This window comes from Chryseobacterium sp. UYP7, from assembly GCF_056279225.1.
Genome location: NZ_JBWBQW010000001.1, coordinates 476,960 through 497,187 on the forward strand (window position 1 = coordinate 476,960; position 20,228 = coordinate 497,187).

General features: G+C 37.3%; 18 protein-coding genes and 1 pseudogene. 12 read left to right on the forward strand and 7 right to left on the reverse strand.

Annotation, left to right across the window (positions count from 1 at the left end):
• Nucleotides 1–177: 177 nt before the first annotated feature.
• The 5 genes from ACZ9HT_RS02275 to rodA are packed head-to-tail and all read left to right on the forward strand — an operon-like array spanning nucleotide 178 to nucleotide 5,825.
• Nucleotides 178–1,203 carry a rod shape-determining protein gene (locus ACZ9HT_RS02275; RefSeq protein WP_476038812.1) on the forward strand — a complete coding sequence of 342 codons (1,026 nt, stop codon included), beginning with the start codon at nucleotides 178–180 and terminating at the stop codon, nucleotides 1,201–1,203.
• Between the two features lie 26 nt (nucleotides 1,204–1,229).
• Nucleotides 1,230–2,081: a rod shape-determining protein MreC gene (gene mreC / locus ACZ9HT_RS02280; RefSeq protein ID WP_476038813.1), complete on the forward strand. Its 852-nt coding sequence runs from the start codon at nucleotides 1,230–1,232 to the stop codon at nucleotides 2,079–2,081.
• Nucleotides 2,078–2,584, forward strand: coding sequence for a rod shape-determining protein MreD (locus ACZ9HT_RS02285; protein WP_476038814.1), 507 nt, complete (start codon nucleotides 2,078–2,080; stop codon nucleotides 2,582–2,584). Before mreC ends, ACZ9HT_RS02285 begins: the two co-directional genes overlap by 4 nt.
• The gene (locus ACZ9HT_RS02290; protein ID WP_476038815.1) at nucleotides 2,581–4,599 is read left to right on the forward strand and encodes a penicillin-binding transpeptidase domain-containing protein; all 2,019 of its coding nucleotides are present in this window, start codon (nucleotides 2,581–2,583) and stop codon (nucleotides 4,597–4,599) included. The genes ACZ9HT_RS02285 and ACZ9HT_RS02290 overlap by 4 nt, the downstream gene beginning before the upstream one ends.
• Nucleotides 4,596–5,825, forward strand: a complete 1,230-nt coding sequence (gene rodA / locus ACZ9HT_RS02295; protein WP_476038816.1) for a rod shape-determining protein RodA — start codon at nucleotides 4,596–4,598, stop codon at nucleotides 5,823–5,825. The genes ACZ9HT_RS02290 and rodA overlap by 4 nt, the downstream gene beginning before the upstream one ends.
• Nucleotides 5,826–5,979: 154 nt before the next feature.
• Here rodA and ACZ9HT_RS02300 read toward each other — a convergent pair whose 3' ends face one another.
• From ACZ9HT_RS02300 to ACZ9HT_RS02310, 3 genes are all read right to left on the reverse strand, one after another.
• The gene (locus tag ACZ9HT_RS02300) at nucleotides 5,980–6,132 is read right to left on the reverse strand and encodes a hypothetical protein (protein WP_476038817.1); all 153 of its coding nucleotides are present in this window, start codon (nucleotides 6,130–6,132) and stop codon (nucleotides 5,980–5,982) included.
• Between the two features lie 23 nt (nucleotides 6,133–6,155).
• On the reverse strand, nucleotides 6,156–6,845 hold the full coding sequence (locus ACZ9HT_RS02305; RefSeq protein ID WP_476038818.1) for a C40 family peptidase: 690 nt from the start codon (nucleotides 6,843–6,845) through the stop codon (nucleotides 6,156–6,158).
• A 313-nt stretch (nucleotides 6,846–7,158) separates the two neighbouring features.
• A complete protein-coding gene (locus tag ACZ9HT_RS02310; RefSeq protein WP_476038819.1) occupies nucleotides 7,159–9,357 on the reverse strand; it encodes a glutamine synthetase III family protein in 2,199 nt (732 codons plus the stop codon).
• Nucleotides 9,358–9,570: 213 nt separating this feature from the next.
• Between ACZ9HT_RS02310 and ACZ9HT_RS02315 the strand changes: the two genes are divergently transcribed.
• From ACZ9HT_RS02315 to ACZ9HT_RS02345, 7 genes and pseudogenes are all read left to right on the forward strand, one after another.
• The gene (locus ACZ9HT_RS02315; RefSeq protein WP_476038820.1) at nucleotides 9,571–9,774 is read left to right on the forward strand and encodes a hypothetical protein; all 204 of its coding nucleotides are present in this window, start codon (nucleotides 9,571–9,573) and stop codon (nucleotides 9,772–9,774) included.
• A gap of 46 nt (nucleotides 9,775–9,820) precedes the next feature.
• Nucleotides 9,821–9,943: pseudogene (locus tag ACZ9HT_RS02320) on the forward strand (hypothetical protein); the annotation flags it as partial.
• A 51-nt stretch (nucleotides 9,944–9,994) separates the two neighbouring features.
• Complete coding sequence (locus tag ACZ9HT_RS02325; RefSeq protein ID WP_476038821.1) at nucleotides 9,995–12,013, forward strand: toxin-antitoxin system YwqK family antitoxin; 2,019 nt, start codon at nucleotides 9,995–9,997, stop codon at nucleotides 12,011–12,013.
• Between the two features lie 142 nt (nucleotides 12,014–12,155).
• Nucleotides 12,156–13,835: a DUF6909 family protein gene (locus tag ACZ9HT_RS02330; RefSeq protein ID WP_476038822.1), complete on the forward strand. Its 1,680-nt coding sequence runs from the start codon at nucleotides 12,156–12,158 to the stop codon at nucleotides 13,833–13,835.
• A 246-nt stretch (nucleotides 13,836–14,081) separates the two neighbouring features.
• The gene (locus ACZ9HT_RS02335) at nucleotides 14,082–15,926 is read left to right on the forward strand and encodes a M1 family metallopeptidase (RefSeq protein ID WP_476038823.1); all 1,845 of its coding nucleotides are present in this window, start codon (nucleotides 14,082–14,084) and stop codon (nucleotides 15,924–15,926) included.
• Nucleotides 15,927–15,939: 13 nt separating this feature from the next.
• The gene (locus tag ACZ9HT_RS02340) at nucleotides 15,940–16,326 is read left to right on the forward strand and encodes a hypothetical protein (protein ID WP_476038824.1); all 387 of its coding nucleotides are present in this window, start codon (nucleotides 15,940–15,942) and stop codon (nucleotides 16,324–16,326) included.
• 133 nt (nucleotides 16,327–16,459) lie between these two features.
• Entirely contained in the window at nucleotides 16,460–17,221 is a 762-nt protein-coding gene (locus tag ACZ9HT_RS02345) for a type III pantothenate kinase (protein WP_476038825.1), read from the forward strand.
• Nucleotides 17,222–17,384: 163 nt separating this feature from the next.
• Here ACZ9HT_RS02345 and ACZ9HT_RS02350 read toward each other — a convergent pair whose 3' ends face one another.
• The 4 genes from ACZ9HT_RS02350 to ACZ9HT_RS02365 all read right to left on the reverse strand — a co-directional run bounded on the left by ACZ9HT_RS02350 (nucleotide 17,385) and on the right by ACZ9HT_RS02365 (nucleotide 20,186).
• Nucleotides 17,385–17,816: a nucleoside deaminase gene (locus ACZ9HT_RS02350; RefSeq protein ID WP_476038826.1), complete on the reverse strand. Its 432-nt coding sequence runs from the start codon at nucleotides 17,814–17,816 to the stop codon at nucleotides 17,385–17,387.
• Between the two features lie 86 nt (nucleotides 17,817–17,902).
• Nucleotides 17,903–18,514, reverse strand: a complete 612-nt coding sequence (locus tag ACZ9HT_RS02355; protein ID WP_476038827.1) for a hypothetical protein — start codon at nucleotides 18,512–18,514, stop codon at nucleotides 17,903–17,905.
• On the reverse strand, nucleotides 18,514–19,143 hold the full coding sequence (locus tag ACZ9HT_RS02360; protein WP_476038828.1) for an energy transducer TonB: 630 nt from the start codon (nucleotides 19,141–19,143) through the stop codon (nucleotides 18,514–18,516). Before ACZ9HT_RS02360 ends, ACZ9HT_RS02355 begins: the two co-directional genes overlap by 1 nt.
• A 386-nt stretch (nucleotides 19,144–19,529) precedes the next feature.
• Complete coding sequence (locus ACZ9HT_RS02365) at nucleotides 19,530–20,186, reverse strand: 50S ribosomal protein L25/general stress protein Ctc (RefSeq protein WP_476038829.1); 657 nt, start codon at nucleotides 20,184–20,186, stop codon at nucleotides 19,530–19,532.
• Nucleotides 20,187–20,228: the final 42 nt, after the last annotated feature.

The following is a 20,228-nucleotide window of genomic DNA, read 5'->3' on the forward strand; positions in this document are numbered from 1 at the left end:
TTTAAACAGACTCCAAAACTTCTATTTTACGTTGTAAATGAAATATTTAGGCAAGAAAAAAGTTATATTATCCTGGCGCTGAACTTTAATAAAACTTTAACCAAAATTAGTTGAAATGTAATTTTTAGAACGGTTCTAAATTTATATCTTTGTACACTTAAAAAAATCAGGAAAAAAATGGGGTTATTTGATATGTTCACGCAGGATATTGCGATTGATCTAGGAACAGCGAACACACTTATTATACACAACAACAAGATTGTTATTGATCAGCCATCTATTGTAGCAATTGAACGTTCGACCGGGAAACCAATTGCGGTTGGGGAGAAGGCAAAACATATGCAAGGGAAAACCCACGAAGACATTAAGACCATTCGACCTTTGAAAGACGGCGTAATTGCTGATTTTCATGCATCTGAACATATGATCAAGGAATTCATTAAACAGATTCCAGGCATCAAAGGGAAACTTTTTCAACCCACTTTAAAAATTGTAATCTGTATTCCATCTGGCATTACAGAAGTAGAAAAAAGAGCAGTACGTGATTCTGCGCAAAAAGTAAACGCTAAAGAAGTACGTTTGATCTATGAACCAATGGCCGCCGCAATAGGTGTTGGAATTGATGTTCAAAAACCAGAAGGAAATATGATCATCGACATAGGAGGCGGAACTACAGAAATTGCGGTTGTTGCTTTGGGAGGAATCGTTTGTGATAAATCTGTGAAGATCGCAGGTGACGTTTTTACCAATGATATTGCCTATTATTTAAGAACACATCACAATTTATATATCGGAGAAAGAACTGCAGAAAGAATTAAAATTGAAGCAGGTTCCGCTGTTGAAGAATTAGATGTGGATATTGACGATGTTCCAGTACAGGGACGTGATTTGATCACCGGTAAACCAAAAGAAATTATGGTGAACTACAAAGAGATCGCACGTGCTTTAGATAAATCCATCATTCGAATCGAAGATGCCGTAATGGAAACACTTTCTCTTACTCCGCCGGAATTAGCAGCCGATATTTACAAAACAGGTATTTATCTTGCAGGCGGTGGCGCTTTGTTGAGAGGACTTGCAGACCGACTTCACAAGAAAACAGGATTGCCCGTTTTTGTTGCTGAAGATCCTTTGAGAGCTGTAGTTCGCGGAACTGGTATCGCACTAAAAAACATGGATAAATTCAACTTCCTGATCAAATAAATTTTAACTTTTTACGACATTAACTGATGGGATTTTTGCTGAGATTATTTTCGAAGAACGGCCTATTCGTCTTCTTTATATTTCTGCAACTCATTGCTTTGGTATTGATTTTCGGCAGAAACTCAATGCAGCAGTCGTGGATTGCGGGGCAAACTGCAGCTTTCAATTCCTGGGTTTCCGGCTATATTGACGAAGGCGCTTCTTACCTGAAACTCAAACAGATCAATGATCAGCTGGTTTCTCAGAACAAGGATTTGATGGAGCAGCTTTACGGAAAAAATTCTACCGAAATTCCTCAATTCAGAAAAGTTCACGATACAATCGGCGGCGGACAGATTTATACTTTCGTTGATGGTGAAATTGTTTTTAACAGCATTAACCGAAAAGATAATTACTTTACCATTAACCGTGGAAAAAGAGACGGCGTTCTTCCTAAAATGGGAGTAATGGCGCCGAAAGGAATTGCAGGAATCGTTATTAACACCACCGAATCCTACGCTTTGGTCCAGTCGATTTTAAGTATTAATAAGATTAAAATTAACGCCTCCCTGAAAAAATCCGGTTACTTTGGAACATTAACCTGGAAAGGCACAGACTCCAGAACGATGCACCTTTCTGATGTCCCTAAATATGTACCGCTTCAGATCGGAGATACCATTGTAACCGACGGGAAATCTGCACTTTTCCCACAAGGAGTAACGGTTGGAAAAATTTCTGGATATGAAGTGGACAGCAAAACAGGATTCTGGGATATCTCTGTGGAACTGAGTGAGAAAATGGGGAATCTGAGCAAAATTTTCGTTGTTAAAAATTTGAAGAAAGCAGAAGTTCAAAAAATTCAGGATACGTTGCAAGCGACGATAAATAAAGAAAAATGATAAGCAGAACACTTTTTACAGATATTCTGATCATTGTTTTGCTCATTGCATTACAAATTTTTGTGCTGAACCGAATTACCCTTTTTGGGAAATACACACCGGTTTTATATCCTGTTTTTGTAATGTTTTATCCTTTCTTCAGAAACAAATTTCAGTTTCTGGTCTTGAGTTTTCTTTTAGGATTAGGGATTGATTCCTTTCTTTACACCTGGGGAATTAATGCTTTTGCAACAGTGATGATCGCTTATTTCCGAACGTTGATCTTTCGTACTTCTACCGATACATCTACGGATTTCTTCTCTTTTCAAACGTTACAATGGTCGCAATATTTGTTCTTTATATTTTCCAGTATTTTCCTGCACCAGTTTTTAGTTCAGTATATTGAATTTTTTAAACTGAGTAGAATCTTCGAAATTTTCATCAATATTTTAGCAACCAGTGCCATTTCCTTTATATTCATCGTGCTTTACTCTTTAGCATTTAAAATCAAACAGAAAGTTTGAAATCACAATATCTCAAAATCACCGTCGTACTATCCGTTCTTGCTCTAATACTTATTGCAAGACTTGCTTATTTACAACTCTTCACCGATCGGTATGCGCTTAACGCGGCAAATACCTCTATCAAAACAGAATATATAATCCCGCAGCGTGGCGTTATTTTCGACCGAAATGGAAAGATCATGGTTGGCAATCAACCTTCTTACGAAATTTCTTTTACCGAAGCACTCATGCGACCGGATTTTGATACTTTAGATTTCTGTAATTTAATGAAGATCAGCAAATCGGAATTTATCACGAGGATCAATGCCATCAAAAAAGAAAAATACTATTCGAAACTTACACCGATCACTTTTAGTAAAAATTTAAGCCGGGAAGAAATCGCAAGAATTCAGGAAATCATTTTTAAATATCCGGCTTTCAATATCGTTTCAAGACCTCAACGACAGTATGAAGTTTCCACTTCCGGAAATCTGCTGGGTTACACCAATGAGGTTAATGATCGGGAGATCAAAAAAGATTCCGTCTACTATTTGCCAGGTGATTTTATTGGAAAAACGGGTATTGAAAAATCCTATGAAAAAGATCTTCGTGGGGAAAAAGGCATACAGTATATTCAGAAAGATATCCGACTTAGAAGTATTGGATCCTATAAAAATGGGACATTAGATAAAGATGTAGTGACTGGAAAGGACATTACACTGACCATCGATTATGATCTGCAGAAAATGGCAGAAGAAATGATGGTGAATAAGCAAGGTGCCATTGTAGCGATTGATCCCGCGACCGGCGAGATTTTAGTTCTGGCGACCGGACCGGATATTGATCCCAATCTTTTTATTGGACCGGAAAAAACAAAAAATCTGTATCGATTACAAATGGATACGGTTTATAATAACAGACCTACTTTCGACCGATCAGTTCAGGCGGCTTATCCGCCGGGTTCTACTTTTAAACTTCTTACTGCTGCGGCTGGGATGCAAATGGGGGTGATGGACGAAAATACAATTTTCCCCTGTGGTGGCGGATTTAATTATCGGGGTTTAAGAATTAAAGGCCATGGTGGTGCTGATCCACTAATTCCGGCGATCCAGATTTCCAGCAACTGTTACTTTTCTCATGCCTATATCGCGATCATGGATAAATATCCGGGAGATCCCACAAGAGGGGTTAACGAATGGAAAAAAATCATGAGCAGTTTTGGAGTGGGTGAATTTTTGAACACCGATATTGCTGTTGGTTCGAAAGGAAGAATTCCTACCGGAGAATTTTATGAAAAGAGGAGTGGTGGTAAAAAAGACTGGTCTTCTGCTTACACCATGAATGGTTCTGTTTTTAACGGAATGGGTCAGGGCGATGTTCTTTTAACGCCTTTACAAATGGCAAATGTTGTTGCAGCAATTGTTAACAGAGGTTGGTATTACACGCCACACATTGTAAAATCGATCGACGGAAAACCAAATCCAGATCCGAGATTTAAAGTAAAGCATAAAACACTGGTTGATCCGAAACACTTCGAACCTATCATCAAAGGAATGGAAGCCGTTGTTCTTCATGGAACTGCCAGAAGTTTAAAATCCAACGATTTCACCATGCTTGCAAAAACAGGAACAGCGCAGGTTCCACAAGGAAAAGATAATTCGATTTTCGTATTGGCCGCTCCGGCAGAAAATCCCAAGATAGTAATTGCTGCTGTTTTTGAACATGCGGGTTTCGGCGGAACCTGGGCTGGTCCGGCTGCAACAGCAATTGCAGAAAAATATTTAACTGGTGATTTAAAGCGCGAGCAACTCTATAACAAATTAGTGAACGCGAGTTTTATGCCCGAATATCAAAGACAATGGGTTGGAGAACTTAAAAGAAAAGGACTTTATAAAGAACCGAATAAAGATTCAGTAAAAATTCGAAATATAGAAGACAGCCTTAAATTTATAAAAAATGAGGTTATTCGCGCGAAATTGATTTATAAACGAGATTCCCTTCGAACAAAATTAAAAAGTAACACCCCGGCCAAATGAAGTGGACAGAAGGTTTAGACAAACTCAGTATTTTTTTATACCTCGCAATTTGCACTTTTGCAATAGCGAATATCTACAGTGTAAACGAAACTTTGGGCCAAAAACAGCTTATTTATTTTGGAATTTCTCTTTTTATCGGTTTGATCATTTTTATGATGCGAACGAAGTTTTTCGAGAATTTCTCCAGTATCATCTATGTTGGTGGTGTTCTTTTACTGATAGGTCTTTTTCCTTTTGGAACGGAAATTTTAGGACAAAAAAACTGGTATAAATTCGGTGGCTTAACCATGCAGCCCGTTGAGTTCGCAAAAATTGGAGTTTCTTTGATGCTCGCTAACTATGTTTCCGGGCCGGATTTTAATCTGAAAGTAAAAAAATCCTTGTGGACTTCTCTTGCTATTATTGGAATACCGGCTATCGTGGTTTTGGCGATTCCGGATGTAGGTTCCTTACTTGTATTTACGGCTTATTTTATTGCGCTTTTTCGCGAAGGATTAAGTGGCTGGTTTTTCGGAGTTGGAGGGATTTTAGCGGCTGTTTTTTTAGTGGCGCTTGCTGTGGACCCGCTTTATGTAATTGCGGGCGTTGCGGTGATCTATGGTTTCATTATCCTATTTAATTACTCCAGAATTCACTGGAATATTTTTTCTGTCGCTAACTTTTTGGGATCATTCATACTGCTTTGCGGACTTGCTTTTGTTTCGCCCACCATTCTGGAGAAGATGCCTAAACACCAGAGAGAAAGAATTGAAGTTTTGTACAAGGGTGAAAAAGCCTTTCGGGACACGTCGGGATATAATTTACTCTATTCGAAAACGGCAATCGGTTCCGGCGGATTTTTTGGGAAAGGGTATAAAGAAGGTTCGGTAACGCAGGGTAAGTTTGTACCGGAACAGGAGACGGATTATATTTTCTGTACGGTTGGGGAAGAATGGGGCTTTTTTGGAGCATCAATTCTCGTTCTCTTTTACGCCATATTTATCGGGAGAATTTATTACCTGTCGGAAATGCAGAAATCGACTTTCAACCGCGTGTTCGGATATTGCTTTGCCTCCATACTTTTAATGCACTTTGCCATTAATTTAGGAATGGTCATGGGACTGTTCCCTACCGTTGGGATTCCACTGCCGTTTTTCAGTTATGGCGGATCTTCTCTTCTGGCCTTTTCGATCATGACGTTTATCTTCTTTAAACTCAATTATACGGATCGAAACAGTCTTGTTTAAGGCTTTTCTTCTGAAGTTGACATTGCGGTTATTATTAAACTTACCTGATTTTTAATCTTATCCTTTCAATCCCATCTATTATGTTGATTCTAGAGGGTGCAATTTCGTCGTTATTTCACGACTGAATCAAAACATCAATGTTTTAATGTGTTGCTTAAAAGAGCAGATTTCTACGTTCCCAAAAATCTGGTCCATCATTTTTAATCAGTGTTCCATCCAGAACTTTAAAGCATAACAGATCAATGTTTGATGCATTAATTTTGAAGTTTCTTCGCATAAAAAAAGCTACCATTTCTGGTAGCTTCATATCAATTACTTAAAATATCTGAGTTAGTTAATATTTGCAAAATTACTGTTAAAAACTTCTTGCGACATTACCCGCTTCGCAAATCTGAATTTTGGTCCCCAGTAGGAATCACTTAAAGAAGAGATCATCACACCCCTCGACGTGGCTGCATGAATAAATCTAATATCTCCTTCCGCTGTAACGTTCTCTACAATTCCAACGTGGGAAATTCTTCCTCTACCGTGGGAAAAGAAAACTAAATCTCCTTTCTGAAGGTTCTCTTTATCAATTTTGTCACCTTCCTGAGCTTGTGAAGCGGCAACTCTTGGCAAATTCATACCGGCTGCTGCGCCAAAAACTGAAAGTACAAATGCGGAACAGTCTATTCCTTTTCTGGTCATTCCACCATAACGGTAAGGAGTTCCTAAATAAGATTCTGCTTCCGTTAAAATATCATCGATCTTACTTGTGAATCTTACCGTCTTCGCGATTTCTTCATTCTTTAAAGAAGCTTCTAAACTTTTTGCTGCAGCGATCTTTTCATCTTTGAAGCTATTAAGTAGTTGCGTCTTAGCAATTTCTAATTTTTTATTATCGATAGATGCAAGTTTGGCATCTGATTTGTATTCATTAATATAAGCCGTAGGTGCTGAGACCGCGTAGTTGGTAACACAAGATTGCAGTGAAAATGTCGCAATCGCTCCAACTAGATAAAACAGAACTCTTTTCTTCATATATATATTTAATTTCTGTGTTAAAAAGTAATATTTGTTTTTAAATGCAAAGCAAAAGTAAGTATTCACTCTTTAGTATAGGTGTAAACACCTTTCCGCAAAAGTTATTTTAACACATTTTAACAGTATGCAATGTAATGTTAAGAGAAAATAATCCGCAATCCCTTTATTTAGGTGATTGCGTTTTTATTTTTATTATGATTTGTTAACATTTATTCATCTCATCTATTTCATTTATAAAATTCTTCTATGATGATTGACTAAATCGCAAAAAAAATCCTGCATAAATGCAGGATTATAATTATTTAACGATTTATCTTGTAAATAATAATTCGCGATACTTCGTCATTGGCCAAAGTTCATCATCAACCATCATCTCCAGCTCGTCTGAAGAATTTCTGATCTTATCAAATAGAGGCTTCACATCGTTACAAAACATTTCTGCCATCAGTTGGGAATTGTCTGCCATTTTCGCTTCCGTAATTGCTTTCAACAAACGGTCAACTTCCACTTTTATAATAGAAACATGTTCCGAAATTTCGGCGATCATATTCATTTGCTCCCCCGCTAATTTTTTAAATTCTTTTTCATCGAAGATATCCTTCAATCCTTTCACGTTCTCTATCAATCTATTTTGATAGTTTAGGGCACAAGGAATAATATGATTTCTGGCAATATCGGCAAGTACAGTGGCTTCAATAGAAATTACGGTAGAATATTTTTCTAATTTAATTTCGTTTCTCGCCTCAATTTCTCTGTGCGTATAAATACCAAGGTCTTCGTAAAGTGCAACGAATTTATCATCCATTTCTCTTTTTAAAGCTTCAGGTGTAGTTTTTAAATTACTTAATCCTCTTTTCTCCGCTTCTACGGCCCAATCGTCTGAATAACCATCGCCTTCAAACATAATATTTTTAGACAATTTAATATACTCTCTTAATATATTAAAGATGGCTTCATCCTTTTTTAAACCTTTTTCAATTAAAGCGTCAACTTCGATCTTGAATGTTTGGAGTTGTTTCGCGACAATAGAATTCATCACCGTCATTACTTCTGCACAATTCGCAGAAGAGCCCACCGCTCTGATTTCGAATTTATTACCGGTAAAAGCAAACGGAGAAGTTCTGTTCCGATCTGTATTGTCTAACAAAATCATTGGGATCTTACCAACAACATTTAATTTGAGTTCCGTTTTTTCTTCCGGAGACAATTTTCCGTCTGTGACTTTTTCCAGTTCTTCTAAAACACTAAAAAGTTGTGTCCCTATAAATGTAGAAATAATTGCAGGCGGAGCTTCGTTAGCGCCCAATCTGTGATCGTTGCTTGCTGAAGCGATACTTGCCCGTAACAAATCTGCATAATCGTGCACCGCTTTTATCGTATTAACAAAGAAGGTCAGGAACTGTAAATTCTTTTTCGGATTTTTTCCCGGGCTTAAAAGATTTTCCCCGGTATCCGTTGCCATACTCCAGTTATTGTGTTTCCCACTTCCATTAACCCCTGCGAAAGGTTTCTCATGGAAAAGAATATGAAAATGATGCTTGTGCGCAACTCTCGCCATAATATCCATTAATAAGGAGTTGTGATCAACTGCGACATTTACTTCTTCAAACATTGGAGCCAACTCGAACTGGTTTGGGGCAACCTCGTTATGACGTGTGGTCACTGGAATTCCTAATTTCATACACTCGATCTCCAGTTCCTTCATAAAGTTCATTACTCTTGTCGGAATAGAACCGAAATAATGATCATCTAACTGCTGGCCTTTTGCTGGGGAATGTCCCATTAAAGTCTTTCCTGTGATGACCAGATCCGGTCTGGATTGATACAACGCAGAATCTACGAGGAAATATTCCTGTTCCCAACCTAAAGTCGGACTTACCTTGGTGACATTCTTATCGAAGTAAGATCTGCAAATATCCGTTGCAGCAGTATCAACCGCGTGTAAAGCTCTTAATAAAGGGGCTTTGTAATCGAGAGTTTCTCCTGTGTATGATATAAAGATTGAAGGAATACAAAGCGTTGTTCCTACAATAAATGCTGGCGAAGTTGGATCCCAGGCGGTATAACCTCTCGCTTCGAAAGTATTTCTAATTCCACCATTCGGAAAAGAAGAAGCATCTGGCTCCTGCTGGATCAACATTCCACCTGAGAATCTTTCGATCGCTCGATCAGTTTCAAAAGGCGTAAAAAATGAATCATGCTTTTCCGCAGTTGATCCAGTCAAAGGCTGAAACCAGTGCGTATAATGAGTTGCGCCTTTGCTTAAAGCCCAGTCTTTCATAGCAACTGCAATTTGATCTGCAACGTCGCGCTGAATTTTTGTTCCTCTTTTAATAGCATCCTGGATAGACTTAAATGCTTCCTGAGTCAAATAAGACCTCATCGTTTCTTCAGAAAATACATTCTGACAGAAAAGCTCGGATAATTTCGCAGGAACAACCACTGCGTTATCTTTTCTATAATCTTTAAAGGAAAGCATTTCTAATGCTTTAAATCTTAAATATGCCATTTGATTTGATTTTAGTTCTACAAAAATACAAAATAATCAGCTAAAAAATTATTTCACCCCTAAATAATTCTTACAAAATATAAAATATTATGCTTTTTTTACACAGACCCCTATTTTTAATATAGCTTCTCACATGATATTCTGTAATTTAGTTTCTTTCTATATCGGCGGTCGCATCTTAAAAATGTTTATTTTTGAGTAAATAACGAATATATGATCTCCAAATTTATTCTCTGCCTTTCATTTCTGTCCTTCCAAATAATACTTTCTCAAAATTCAACCAAGATTTATTTTGACAAAGACTGGAAAGTAACTGCAACTGCGAACGCTTCCTATTACCGATTAATGCCTTTAAAAGAATTGGGCGAATATAAATCTACTGCAAGATTTTTATCTGAACGGAACTCCTCAATTTGAAGGTTACATATTAAAAGATAATGAGAACGCTTATGCCGGAGATATTATTTGGTATGATGAGAACGGAAACGACACCACGTTCAGACAATATTATAACCGTACAAAAAATGCAACCTTAACCTATTATCATGCAAACGGTAAAATTCGAAAAACGGTTCAATACAAAAATGGCGTTAAAGACGGCAAAACCATTATTTATAATAAAGACGGTGGCGTTTTAATGGAAGGTATCTATTCTAAAGGAAAGCCAAAAAGTGGCGATTTTGAAACGATAACAGACGAGTACGATAACAATGCTTCAGAAGATGAACCACAATTGCAGCAAACGGTTGGACTGGTACCTCAAATGTCGTCCTCCGCTACTTCTGAAAAAACAAAAAAAGTTTATGACAAAACAATTACTCAAAAAACATTCTGGGCTAATTCAATTAAACTGGCTGAAGAAAAAGTTTACGACGTGACAAATGATGATCTTAATCTTATTGGGCAAAAAAATTATGATCAATCAGGAAAATTAATTCAAACCATCACGGAAAATAATCTAGAAGAATACAACCACCGGATCCGCAACGGCGTAGTTTACAAATATTATCTTCAAAATAATTTCGCCACCGGTTTAGAATCATCTACTCATTATGTGAATGGTGAAAAATCCGGAAAAGCGCTTTCCTATTATCCTAAAGGCGGCGTTTCTTCTGAAACGAATTATCGTGAAGGTTTAAAAGTTGGTGATGAAATGATTTTTTCTGAAAAAGGCACCCTCAAAAGCAAAAGAATTTATAAAGAAAACGAGCCTTTTCAGGGTAATTTCGAAAATAAAATGGGTGATATCACCATCAATGAAAATTATAAAAACGGTGTTAAAGAAGGAGAAGCCATTGCTACAAATGAAGACCAAGAAATAATTACCAAAGGAATTTATAAAAATGGAAAACCCTTCAACGGAACTTTTATTATCAAAGAAGAAGGCTATGACGGAAAAGAGGAATTAATTAACGTTGAAAACTTTAAAAAAACCGGTCTTCAAAAAGTATTTAATTACCGCTTAGAAAATCTTGAAAAAACCTACACCATTCAAAACGAAAAACTTAATGGAACGACGACTTTTTATGATGATGATGGAAAAGTTACTGCCATGATCGACTATAAAAATGATGAACCTTATAACGGAAATTTAATCGAAAGAAAAGAAACAACCTTTTATAAAAATGGTAAAATAGAAACGGAAACTATTTATAAGGATGAATACTCAAAAGAAGAAGACAATATCGCAAAGAAAAAGTTTTATGAAAATGGAGTTCTTGTAAAAATATTAGATCAGTCTTTTTCAATTCAGGATCAGCCACAAGAATTTTACGAAGGGATTTTCAAAAACGGTACACCTTACTCCGGATATTTTGTGACTGATGAAGACAGTGAATTTCAAGAAATTGACTATTACGAAAATGGCAGTCCGAAGTTTCAATACTCCAATAATTATCTGGAAAATATGGATAATTATCGCTACCAATCGTACAACATAAAATCTATCTACAAAGACGGGAAAATATATGATGGCGTAGAATACATATTAAAAAATCGTCAATTTATCTCCAGGAACTTAAAAAATGGCGTGCTTCAAAGTTTCGACTGGGATTTGTTTGCAGTTAATTATTTTAACAGAATTCATTTTGAATTAAAGGGTGACGCTATTGAGGTTAGCGATCTGCAGGAAAAGAAAAAAGCAACCATCAAAATTGAAAACTCAGACAAAGGATTTACAAAAAAATTGTTGATTGACGGCAAACTTCTGGAATCCAGAACCTATTCTTCCGCGGAAACCAAGAATGATAAATTTTATGAAAGAGTTACACTTTATTATATTAAAGATGAAAAAATAAATTCAGCGACTATAGATCTTTATGAAAAGCCAAACGAAAATTATGGCGAATCGAAATTTATATTTATGGTCTATAATTCGATTGACGACCATTTAAAAAGCGCACCAGAAATTTTCAACAAACTATCGGAAAATCTTAGCAGTGGTGAATTTTTAGACAAATCAGACGACGAAAGCACAATTGCAGCAATAGTACGGGATTCGACAGGAAAACCAAAAGAAGGAATTTTGATCACTGATCTTAAAAATGATACTTATGATCTGCAGTTATTCGATAAGGGGAAAATGATAAAAAGCGCAACTAAGATTCCATTTAAAGACATGAAAAAAGAAATTGAAAGAATAGGAAAAGGCCATTAATTTCAGATAAAACCCTCATTTATTCATCGCAAAAGCATTCATAAAACACAAAAACCCATTACATTAACAATTAATAATCTGGTAAGATCCTAGATATTTTTTAAAACTGCCAATATGTATTATCTTTGCCAAAAGATACACTATGGTAAATTCACGTGCAAGAGAAACGACTGAAGCGATTGAGCGACTTTATGTTTCTATGCGACACTTATTCTATCGCGGTTTTTTCAAACCATCCGGGATCTCCGGAGAAAGCCTAAGATCATTACTAACAACCATTAACCCCGAAATTTACGGGACAATGGGCGTTCCAAATAAAATAGAACTCGACGGACTTTTGTATGTTCTCGACCGACTTCCGGAGGGAATTGAAGAATGTTCATTCATTCACCTGACTTCCGATGAAGGTTTTGAAAAAGGAAGTTTTGAAGTGATCGTTCCTAAAAAGAGACGACGTAACTGTTACAGGATCGACGAACATCAGATGAATATTGAAGTTCTTCTCGGTCGTTCGGAGATTTATGACATTCTGACTCACCTCACCTTCTTATATATAGAAGCGGATAAAATTCGAAATCTTGCTTTTATTTCCGATGAAAACGACAAGCCAACAAGAGCCTGGAAAATTATTGAAGAGGTAGCAAAAGGGGAGAAAAAATTCAGCCGTAAGGAAAAAGAAGTAGCCTTGATTCATTTATCTTCGCTTTTGGGAAGAACGTTTGCTGAAACATTAAATGCTTACAATCACTTTGGTGATGACAAAAATCCAGACCGTCTTTTCAAAATTATTTATCACCTCGGAGACGAGAGTTTCAACGATTCCAAAAAAATTCGGGAACGCGAAGTTCATTTCTCCGCAATACTTCGCGAAAGAGTTGGGCATCACTTCTTTGGCGAAAAATGGGCTAATAAGGTGAAGCAGGTTTTAGCAGAAAATGATCTGCACATGCGACCTTTGCACATTATTTCTGCCAATATGCATTCGGTAAAAAACATGCTTTATGCGAATGATGCCATCGGAAAAAAAACCACGAAAGACGTAGATTACAAATTATACGAAGAAATTTCGAACACCAAATCTTTACAGGAAAAAGTGTTAAAACATTCTCAGAAAGCGGGTTTGATTTATATTGACGATCAAAGTGGAAGTAATATCGATGTGCAAATCATCGACCTCTCAAAAACTGATTTAAAAAACACGCCTTTCTCCGGAATGAAATTTTCGGGCGACGATGTGATCTTGGTTTTCGATTACGCTTTTGGCGAACAGGCGTTTGAAGTGATGGACGAATTGTTGCGACCTTACGATTACAACGGCGAAATTTACACCATGAAAGTGAAATCGATCTCTATCATGGGGAAAGCCGGAATTTTAATGGGTGGCAAAGGCGACATTATGATCCCAACTTCCCACGTATTCGAAGGAACTGCAGATAATTATCCTTTTGAGAATGCTTTGAAATTAGCAGATTTCGAAGACGATGAATTGCAGGCTTTCGAAGGTGGAATGGTTTCCGTTTTAGGAACTTCCCTTCAAAATAAAGATATTCTGCGCTATTTTATGGATACTTCCTGGAAAGCGATCGGTTTGGAAATGGAAGGTGCACACTACCAAAAAGCGATTCAGGTCGCCTCCAAGATCCGTCATCATATTTCGGAAGATCTGTTCGTAATGTATGCGTATTATGCATCTGATAATCCTTTGGAAACGGGATCTACACTATCTTCCGGTGGTTTGGGATTAACCGGTGTAAAACCAACTTATCTCATTACTTTACGGATTTTAGAGAAAATTTTAGCTTCCTCTGTTCCGAAGAAGTAGATTGATTTGGGCGCCTTGATCCGCCTTCTACTCCCAATCTTTTTTTCCTCACCCTAACCCTCTCCGAAGGCGAGGGAGCCAGCGCAAAAAAAAAGGATTTACGTTCAAGTCGGGGCGCAACTGGGATTATCTAACAAACGCCGGATTATCAACAAATTTTATATAACCCTTTCAGCCTTTAAAAGGCTGAAAGGGTTTTTCTTTTTTCAAATTTTCCTATCTTTCCATTTCAAAAATTTTTAAGAAATGAATAAAGGACTTCTCGTAATTTTCGCCCTCGTTTTCGGACTGGTTTCAGCGCAACAAAACGCCTACTATCAACAACACGCCAAATATAAAATGGATATTGATGTTGACGCCGAAAACTTCACTTACCAGGGAAAACAAACTTTAACCTACACCAATAATTCACCCGACGAATTAAAAGTCGTTTACTTTCATCTTTATTGGAATGCTTTCAAAGCAGGTTCTATGATGGACCAAAGAGTCGGCGGACAGGGAAAAAACGGCGATTCGAGATTACAAAACAATGGTATTTCCCGCTTGGCTTCTATTCCAAAAGAGGAAGAAGGTGCTCAAAATATTCACTGGATCAAACAAAATGGCAAAGACCTGAAATTTGAAATTCAGGAAACGGTTATGAAAGTGGAACTGGCAACTCCAATTAAACCAAACTCTTCGACAACATTTACCATGGATTGGGATGCAGTAATTCCAATTCAAATTCGCCGCGCCGGAAGAAATAACCGCGAAGGAATCGATATGACCGTAACGCAATGGTATCCGAAAATTGCAGAATACGATTACGATGGCTGGGCAACTTTTGATTATATCGGCCGAGAGTTTCATGCACCTTTCGCAGATTTCGATGTCAACATTAAAATTGACAAAGATTACGTTATTGGAGCTGGCGGAAGTTTAGAAAATCCTCTTGAAGTCAAAGGTTACGACACCAAAGCGACAATAAAAACGGACAATAAAAATAAAGCGACCTGGAAATGGAGCGCAAAAAATATGCTCGACTTTGCCTGGGCTGCAGACCGTGATTATACCGTAGAAAATTTCACTGTTCTGGACGGACCAAAAGTGTATTACGTTTATCAAAAATCTGAGAAAACAAAACTTTGGGAAGAGTCCAAGTCTTACATCACTAAATTTTTCCAGTTGATGAATGCCTCATTCGGACGATACACTTATCCGACTTACGCTTTTATTCAGGGAGGCGACGGCGGAATGGAATACGGGATGTGTACGATGATCTTAGGAAATGCAACAAGCTTAGAAGGTTTGCTTGGATTAATGGTTCACGAAGGTGGACATTCCTGGAATCAACAGATCATGGCTTACAACGAAAGCGTTCGTCCCTGGATGGATGAAGGTTTTACGAGTTATTATGAAAGTTTAGTGATGCACCAAATTCTTCCGCCAAAAGAGCCGACTGCAAATCCGTTTGTAGGAACTTTGAACAGTTACAGGAATTTCGTGAAGAGAGGAATCGAAGAACCTGCAGTTTGGTTTGGCGATCATCACGACAACGGTTCTGCTTATTCTGTGGCTTCTTATACAAAAGGGGAGCTTTTTCTAGTTCAACTTGGTTACATTATGGGGGAAGAGAATCTATCCGCGACCATGAAAGAATTTTATCAAACCTGGAAACTTAAACATCCCAGCGATAGAGATTTGATGCACATTGCACAGAGAGTTTCCGGAATGGATTTAAAGTGGTTTCAAAATTACTGGATCAATACGACGAAAACAATCGATTATGGAATTAAAAATGTAAAATACGATGATACTTCAACCACGATCACTTTAGAAAATAAAGGTTCGGTTCCGATGCCGATCGATTTTTCAATCTTAACCAAAGATAAAAAAGTGATCAATTATCAAATCCCACTGAACATGACCCATGTTTGGAAAAGCAAAGATATTTATGGCGACTTCACGACCTTAAATTACTGGCCGTGGACGCAGAAAGAATATACGTTTACAATTCCGTTTAACAAAGCCCAGATTTCTGTTTTAGGAATTGATTTTTCTCAAAGATTAGCAGATGTGAACCTGGCGGATAATATGGTGGAAGTGAAATAATAGATTCTTACCAATGAAGATTTTCACTTACTTTTTAATTTTTTTACTCTTTTTTTCGTGCTCAAAATCTGAAATTGAAGTTAAAGATAATTTTCAGTTTCTAACTAATAAATCAATTGTTTTAATAATCGAAAATGTACAAAAGGAAAATGACGTAAAAATTTATTACGGGAAAATTTCGAAAAATGGTAAAGATTACTTTTTCACTGGCGCAAACAGTGAAATAAATGTAAACCTAGATATCGACAAACTTAACCGCATAAAAAAAATTGATCCTGAAATGGAAAGAAAAGTTCCTTCTTTAAAAGATTACGAATATTTTTTATGGTTAAAAATGGAAAGTTTACCAAAAGACAATACCGAAATTTTAAAAGATACAGGAATTAATTGGGTAAAGTAAAACTGTTAAATTTTTTACGATTAACTAATTTTATGGCAGCTTTAAAATATTCGAAATAAAAGAAATAGCCGGACGGAATCCGAAGGATTCAATAGCAATAACCGTAAGCGAAATCTACGAGAAATAAAAATCAATGAATTCAATCGTCATCAACATTGGAAATACCAATATTCGTTTCGGCCTGTTCGATGACGATAACTGCGATATTTCCTGGATCATCAATACGAAACCTTACCGGACAAGTGATGAAATGCAGGCTCAGTTTATGATGATGTACCAAAATCACAAAATTGAAGCGGTGAATATTGATAGAGTAATTGTTGGTTCCGTTGTTCCGCAATTGACTTACGATATTACCAGAGCTCTCAAAAAAATTCATGGTAAAAACCCTATTGTTGTTGACCGGAATACACCTTCAAAAGTTCAACCGAAATCAAAACAAATGGGAACCGATATTTATGCAAATCTCGTCGCCGCCCATCATCTTTATCCCGCAGATAAAAAGAAAATTATCTTCGATTTCGGAACGGCGTTGACCGCAAGCTGCATTGATGAGAAAGGGGAAACAGTGGGCGTAATTATTGCGCCTGGAATTATTACGGCGCTAAACTCATTAATTCATGACACAGCCCAACTCCCGGAGATTGAACTCATTAAGCCCAAATCAGTTTTGGGCTTAGATACCGTTTCCTGCATGCAAAGCGGAATGGTTTACGGTTACCTGGGAATGGTTGAAGGTTTCGTAGACCGCATTAATGATGAGGTTCAAGCAGATTGCTTCGTTATCTCAACTGGTGGAGTTTCTCACGTTTACAAACCATTGACGGAAAAAATACATATCGCGGACCGACTGCATACTTTGAAGGGATTGTATTATCTGGGGAAGGATCTGTAAAGAAAATGAGATGTTTTCGTGAATGGTCAATCGCTTTGCTGTGAATAGTGAATTTGATATTCGCTATTTTGAAAAAGAAGATCTACTTTATAATTCACTCATAGAAAATTCACCCACAGGAATTCACCTGAAAGATTTCACCCGCAGGAATTGATCCCAAAAATCATCTCCTATTTCTAAAAAATTCCTTCACGATCACCGAACAATCGTTTTCTAAAACGCCAATAACAATCTCTGTTTTTGGATGCAGTTTTAGAGATTTGTTGATAAAACCACGCTGTTCATCTCTGGCACCGATCACCACTTTCGAAATCTGAGCCCAGTTTAATGCTCCACAACACATCACGCACGGCTCCAGCGTCACATAAAGCGTACAATCCTGCAAATACTTACCACCCAGAAAATTCGCCGCAGAGGTGATTGCCTGCATTTCTGCATGTGCGGTAACATCGTTCAAAGTTTCTGTAAGATTGTGGGCTCTGGCAATAACTTGATTATTGCAAACAATGACGCATCCGATCGGGACCTCCTCTTTTGCGAGGGCTGTCTCGGCTTCCTGTAAAGCCATTTTCATAAAATATTCGTCGGTGAACATGGTGGAGATGTTGGGTGTTGGGTGTTGGATGCTGGATGCTGAATGCTGGATGCTGAATGCTAAATATGATATTTACATTTAAAATTTTATTCAAAAGATAAACTTAGCGGAAGTCTCATTCTGTATCTCACCGGAACTCCATTAAATTTTGCTACTGAAAATTTATTTTCAATTAGATATACAGCAAGTTCAGCCTGGATATTAAAACCACTATTATTTCCGGTAGCTTTTACTGCATTTATAGATCCGTCGCGTTCGATGACAAATATAATCTCACATCTAAATATTCCGTCACCTGTGATCGCTTCGGTGTCAAAATTATTGCTGACTTCATTCCTGAACTGGTTAAAACCGCCAGGATATTCCGGGATTTCTTCTGTTTGGGTATTAAAGTCTGAATCTTCTTTGGAACCTGCAATGTTATTTCCTGTCCCTTCAGATTTTATTCGAGTCAGTTCCTGAAGATTTTCCGCGTTTCTGCGCGAGTTGATCAGGGAAATAGCAGTTCTGCATTTGTTAGAAATCTCCCGCTTTGTCAGTTCCGAACCGGATTTCTCCACATCTTTTTTGCAGGTTTTGCTGAAATTTTCTATTTCTGCATCGTATTTTTGTTTAATGGTCCGCAACTGTTTGGTTTGTTGACCGAAGACAAAAACTGTTGCTGCGAAGAAATTAATAAGTAGAAGTTTTTTTATCATTATTCAAAATTCATTGCGAGTGGAAGTCGGAATCTGTACCGGACTGGCGTTCCTTTTATAATGGCGGGGGAAAATTTTTCGGGGAGAAGATACATGGCAATTTCTGCCTGACGGTTGAAAGCGAAATGATCACCTTCGGCATGCACCGAACTTATAGTGCCATCTTTTTCAACCACATATACAACATTGGTTTTTATTACTTTTTGGTCGGGCAGGAATGCTTCTGTATAAAACAGATCAAAAACCTGCTTTCTTAGAATATCGAAACCGCCGGGATATTTTGCTTCTTCATTTAATTCCTTTTTCTGAGGATTTTCTGAAAGGTATTGAAGAGAAGTTTTCGTACTTAACCGATGTAGATCTTCCCGGTTTTTCACTTTAATTAAAGTTCCGATAAAGGCTGTATTCTGAATACTGTCGAGCTTCGTCATGAATTCTGAAAAGTCTCTTTTGATGGTCAATTTTTCAGTACGGTCAATCTCATTATCGAATTTCTTCTTGAACTCATTATTGAGCATAAACCGCTGATAGTCAAAATATTTCTTCGCCAACTGAAACTCTTCGTTTTGTTGGGCATGCAAAAGATAACTGCTGCAAAAGAGGATAATATAAAATATTTTTTTTGACACTAAAAAGTTTTGGAGTATTGTAAAAGTAAGTAAAAAATATGAATGTGATCTGAATTGATTAGACTCGAACAAGAGGTGCGAAAATTCTTTGCCACGATTGTACGAACATTTTTGAACTGTGTTGATAAAATTCGATGTTCCTTTTTTTTTTGAATCAATAAATTCGTAAACGTTAAACGACCAATCGAATTTCCTGTTGAACGAAAAGATCAATTGTATTCCAGCCCCGATTGAACGGTCTGTTTGAGCTCTCCCGAGGCATTTGCCCGGGAAGCGAGTAGTGAAAGCGGGACCACCTGTGGGAATTCGCAAAATTCTGGTTGCTCCTAAATAAAAAAATTCCCGCTCAAATAAATGAGCGGGAATCTGTAAATTTTGAGAAAATTTTATGCTTCAAAAGATTTTTCTTCCGTTGTCGGAACATCCGGAGATTGATCTTTAACTTCTGCAGCTTCTGCCTCATCTTCTTCGTCATCTCCAGCAGCACCACCTTTCATAGCAGTTCTAGACATCTTAACAGCAACAACTACTGCGTTGTCTGGATGCATGAAACTGAAATTATTGGTTTTAATGTCGCCAACATATAATTTACCTCCGATTTTTAGAGAAGTAACGTCAACAACGATTTCGTCCGGTAAATTACCAGGAAGTGCTTTTACTTTTAGTTTTCTGAAAGACTGTCTCATTGCACCACCGGCAACAACACCTTTGGATCGACCTGTAAGTGCTACAGGAACCTCCATAACAACCGGTTTATCGTCTGACATCTGATAAAAATCAGCGTGTAAGATCTTGTCGGTTAATGGGTGAAACTGGATGTCTTGAAGGATTGCCGGAATTGTTTTTCCGTCAACCTCAATAGATACCGTGTGTGCGTCCGGAGTATAAACCAAACCTTTGAAAGATCTTTCTTCAGCAGAAAAATTTAAAGTTTCGGCACCACCGTAAACAACACAAGGAACTAATTCAGCATCGCGCAAAGCTTTTGTAGATTTCTTACCTACGCTTTCTCTTTTTGTACCTTGAATTGTGATAGATTTCATAATATGTTTAAAAAATTTTAAGGGTGCAAATGTACCGATTTT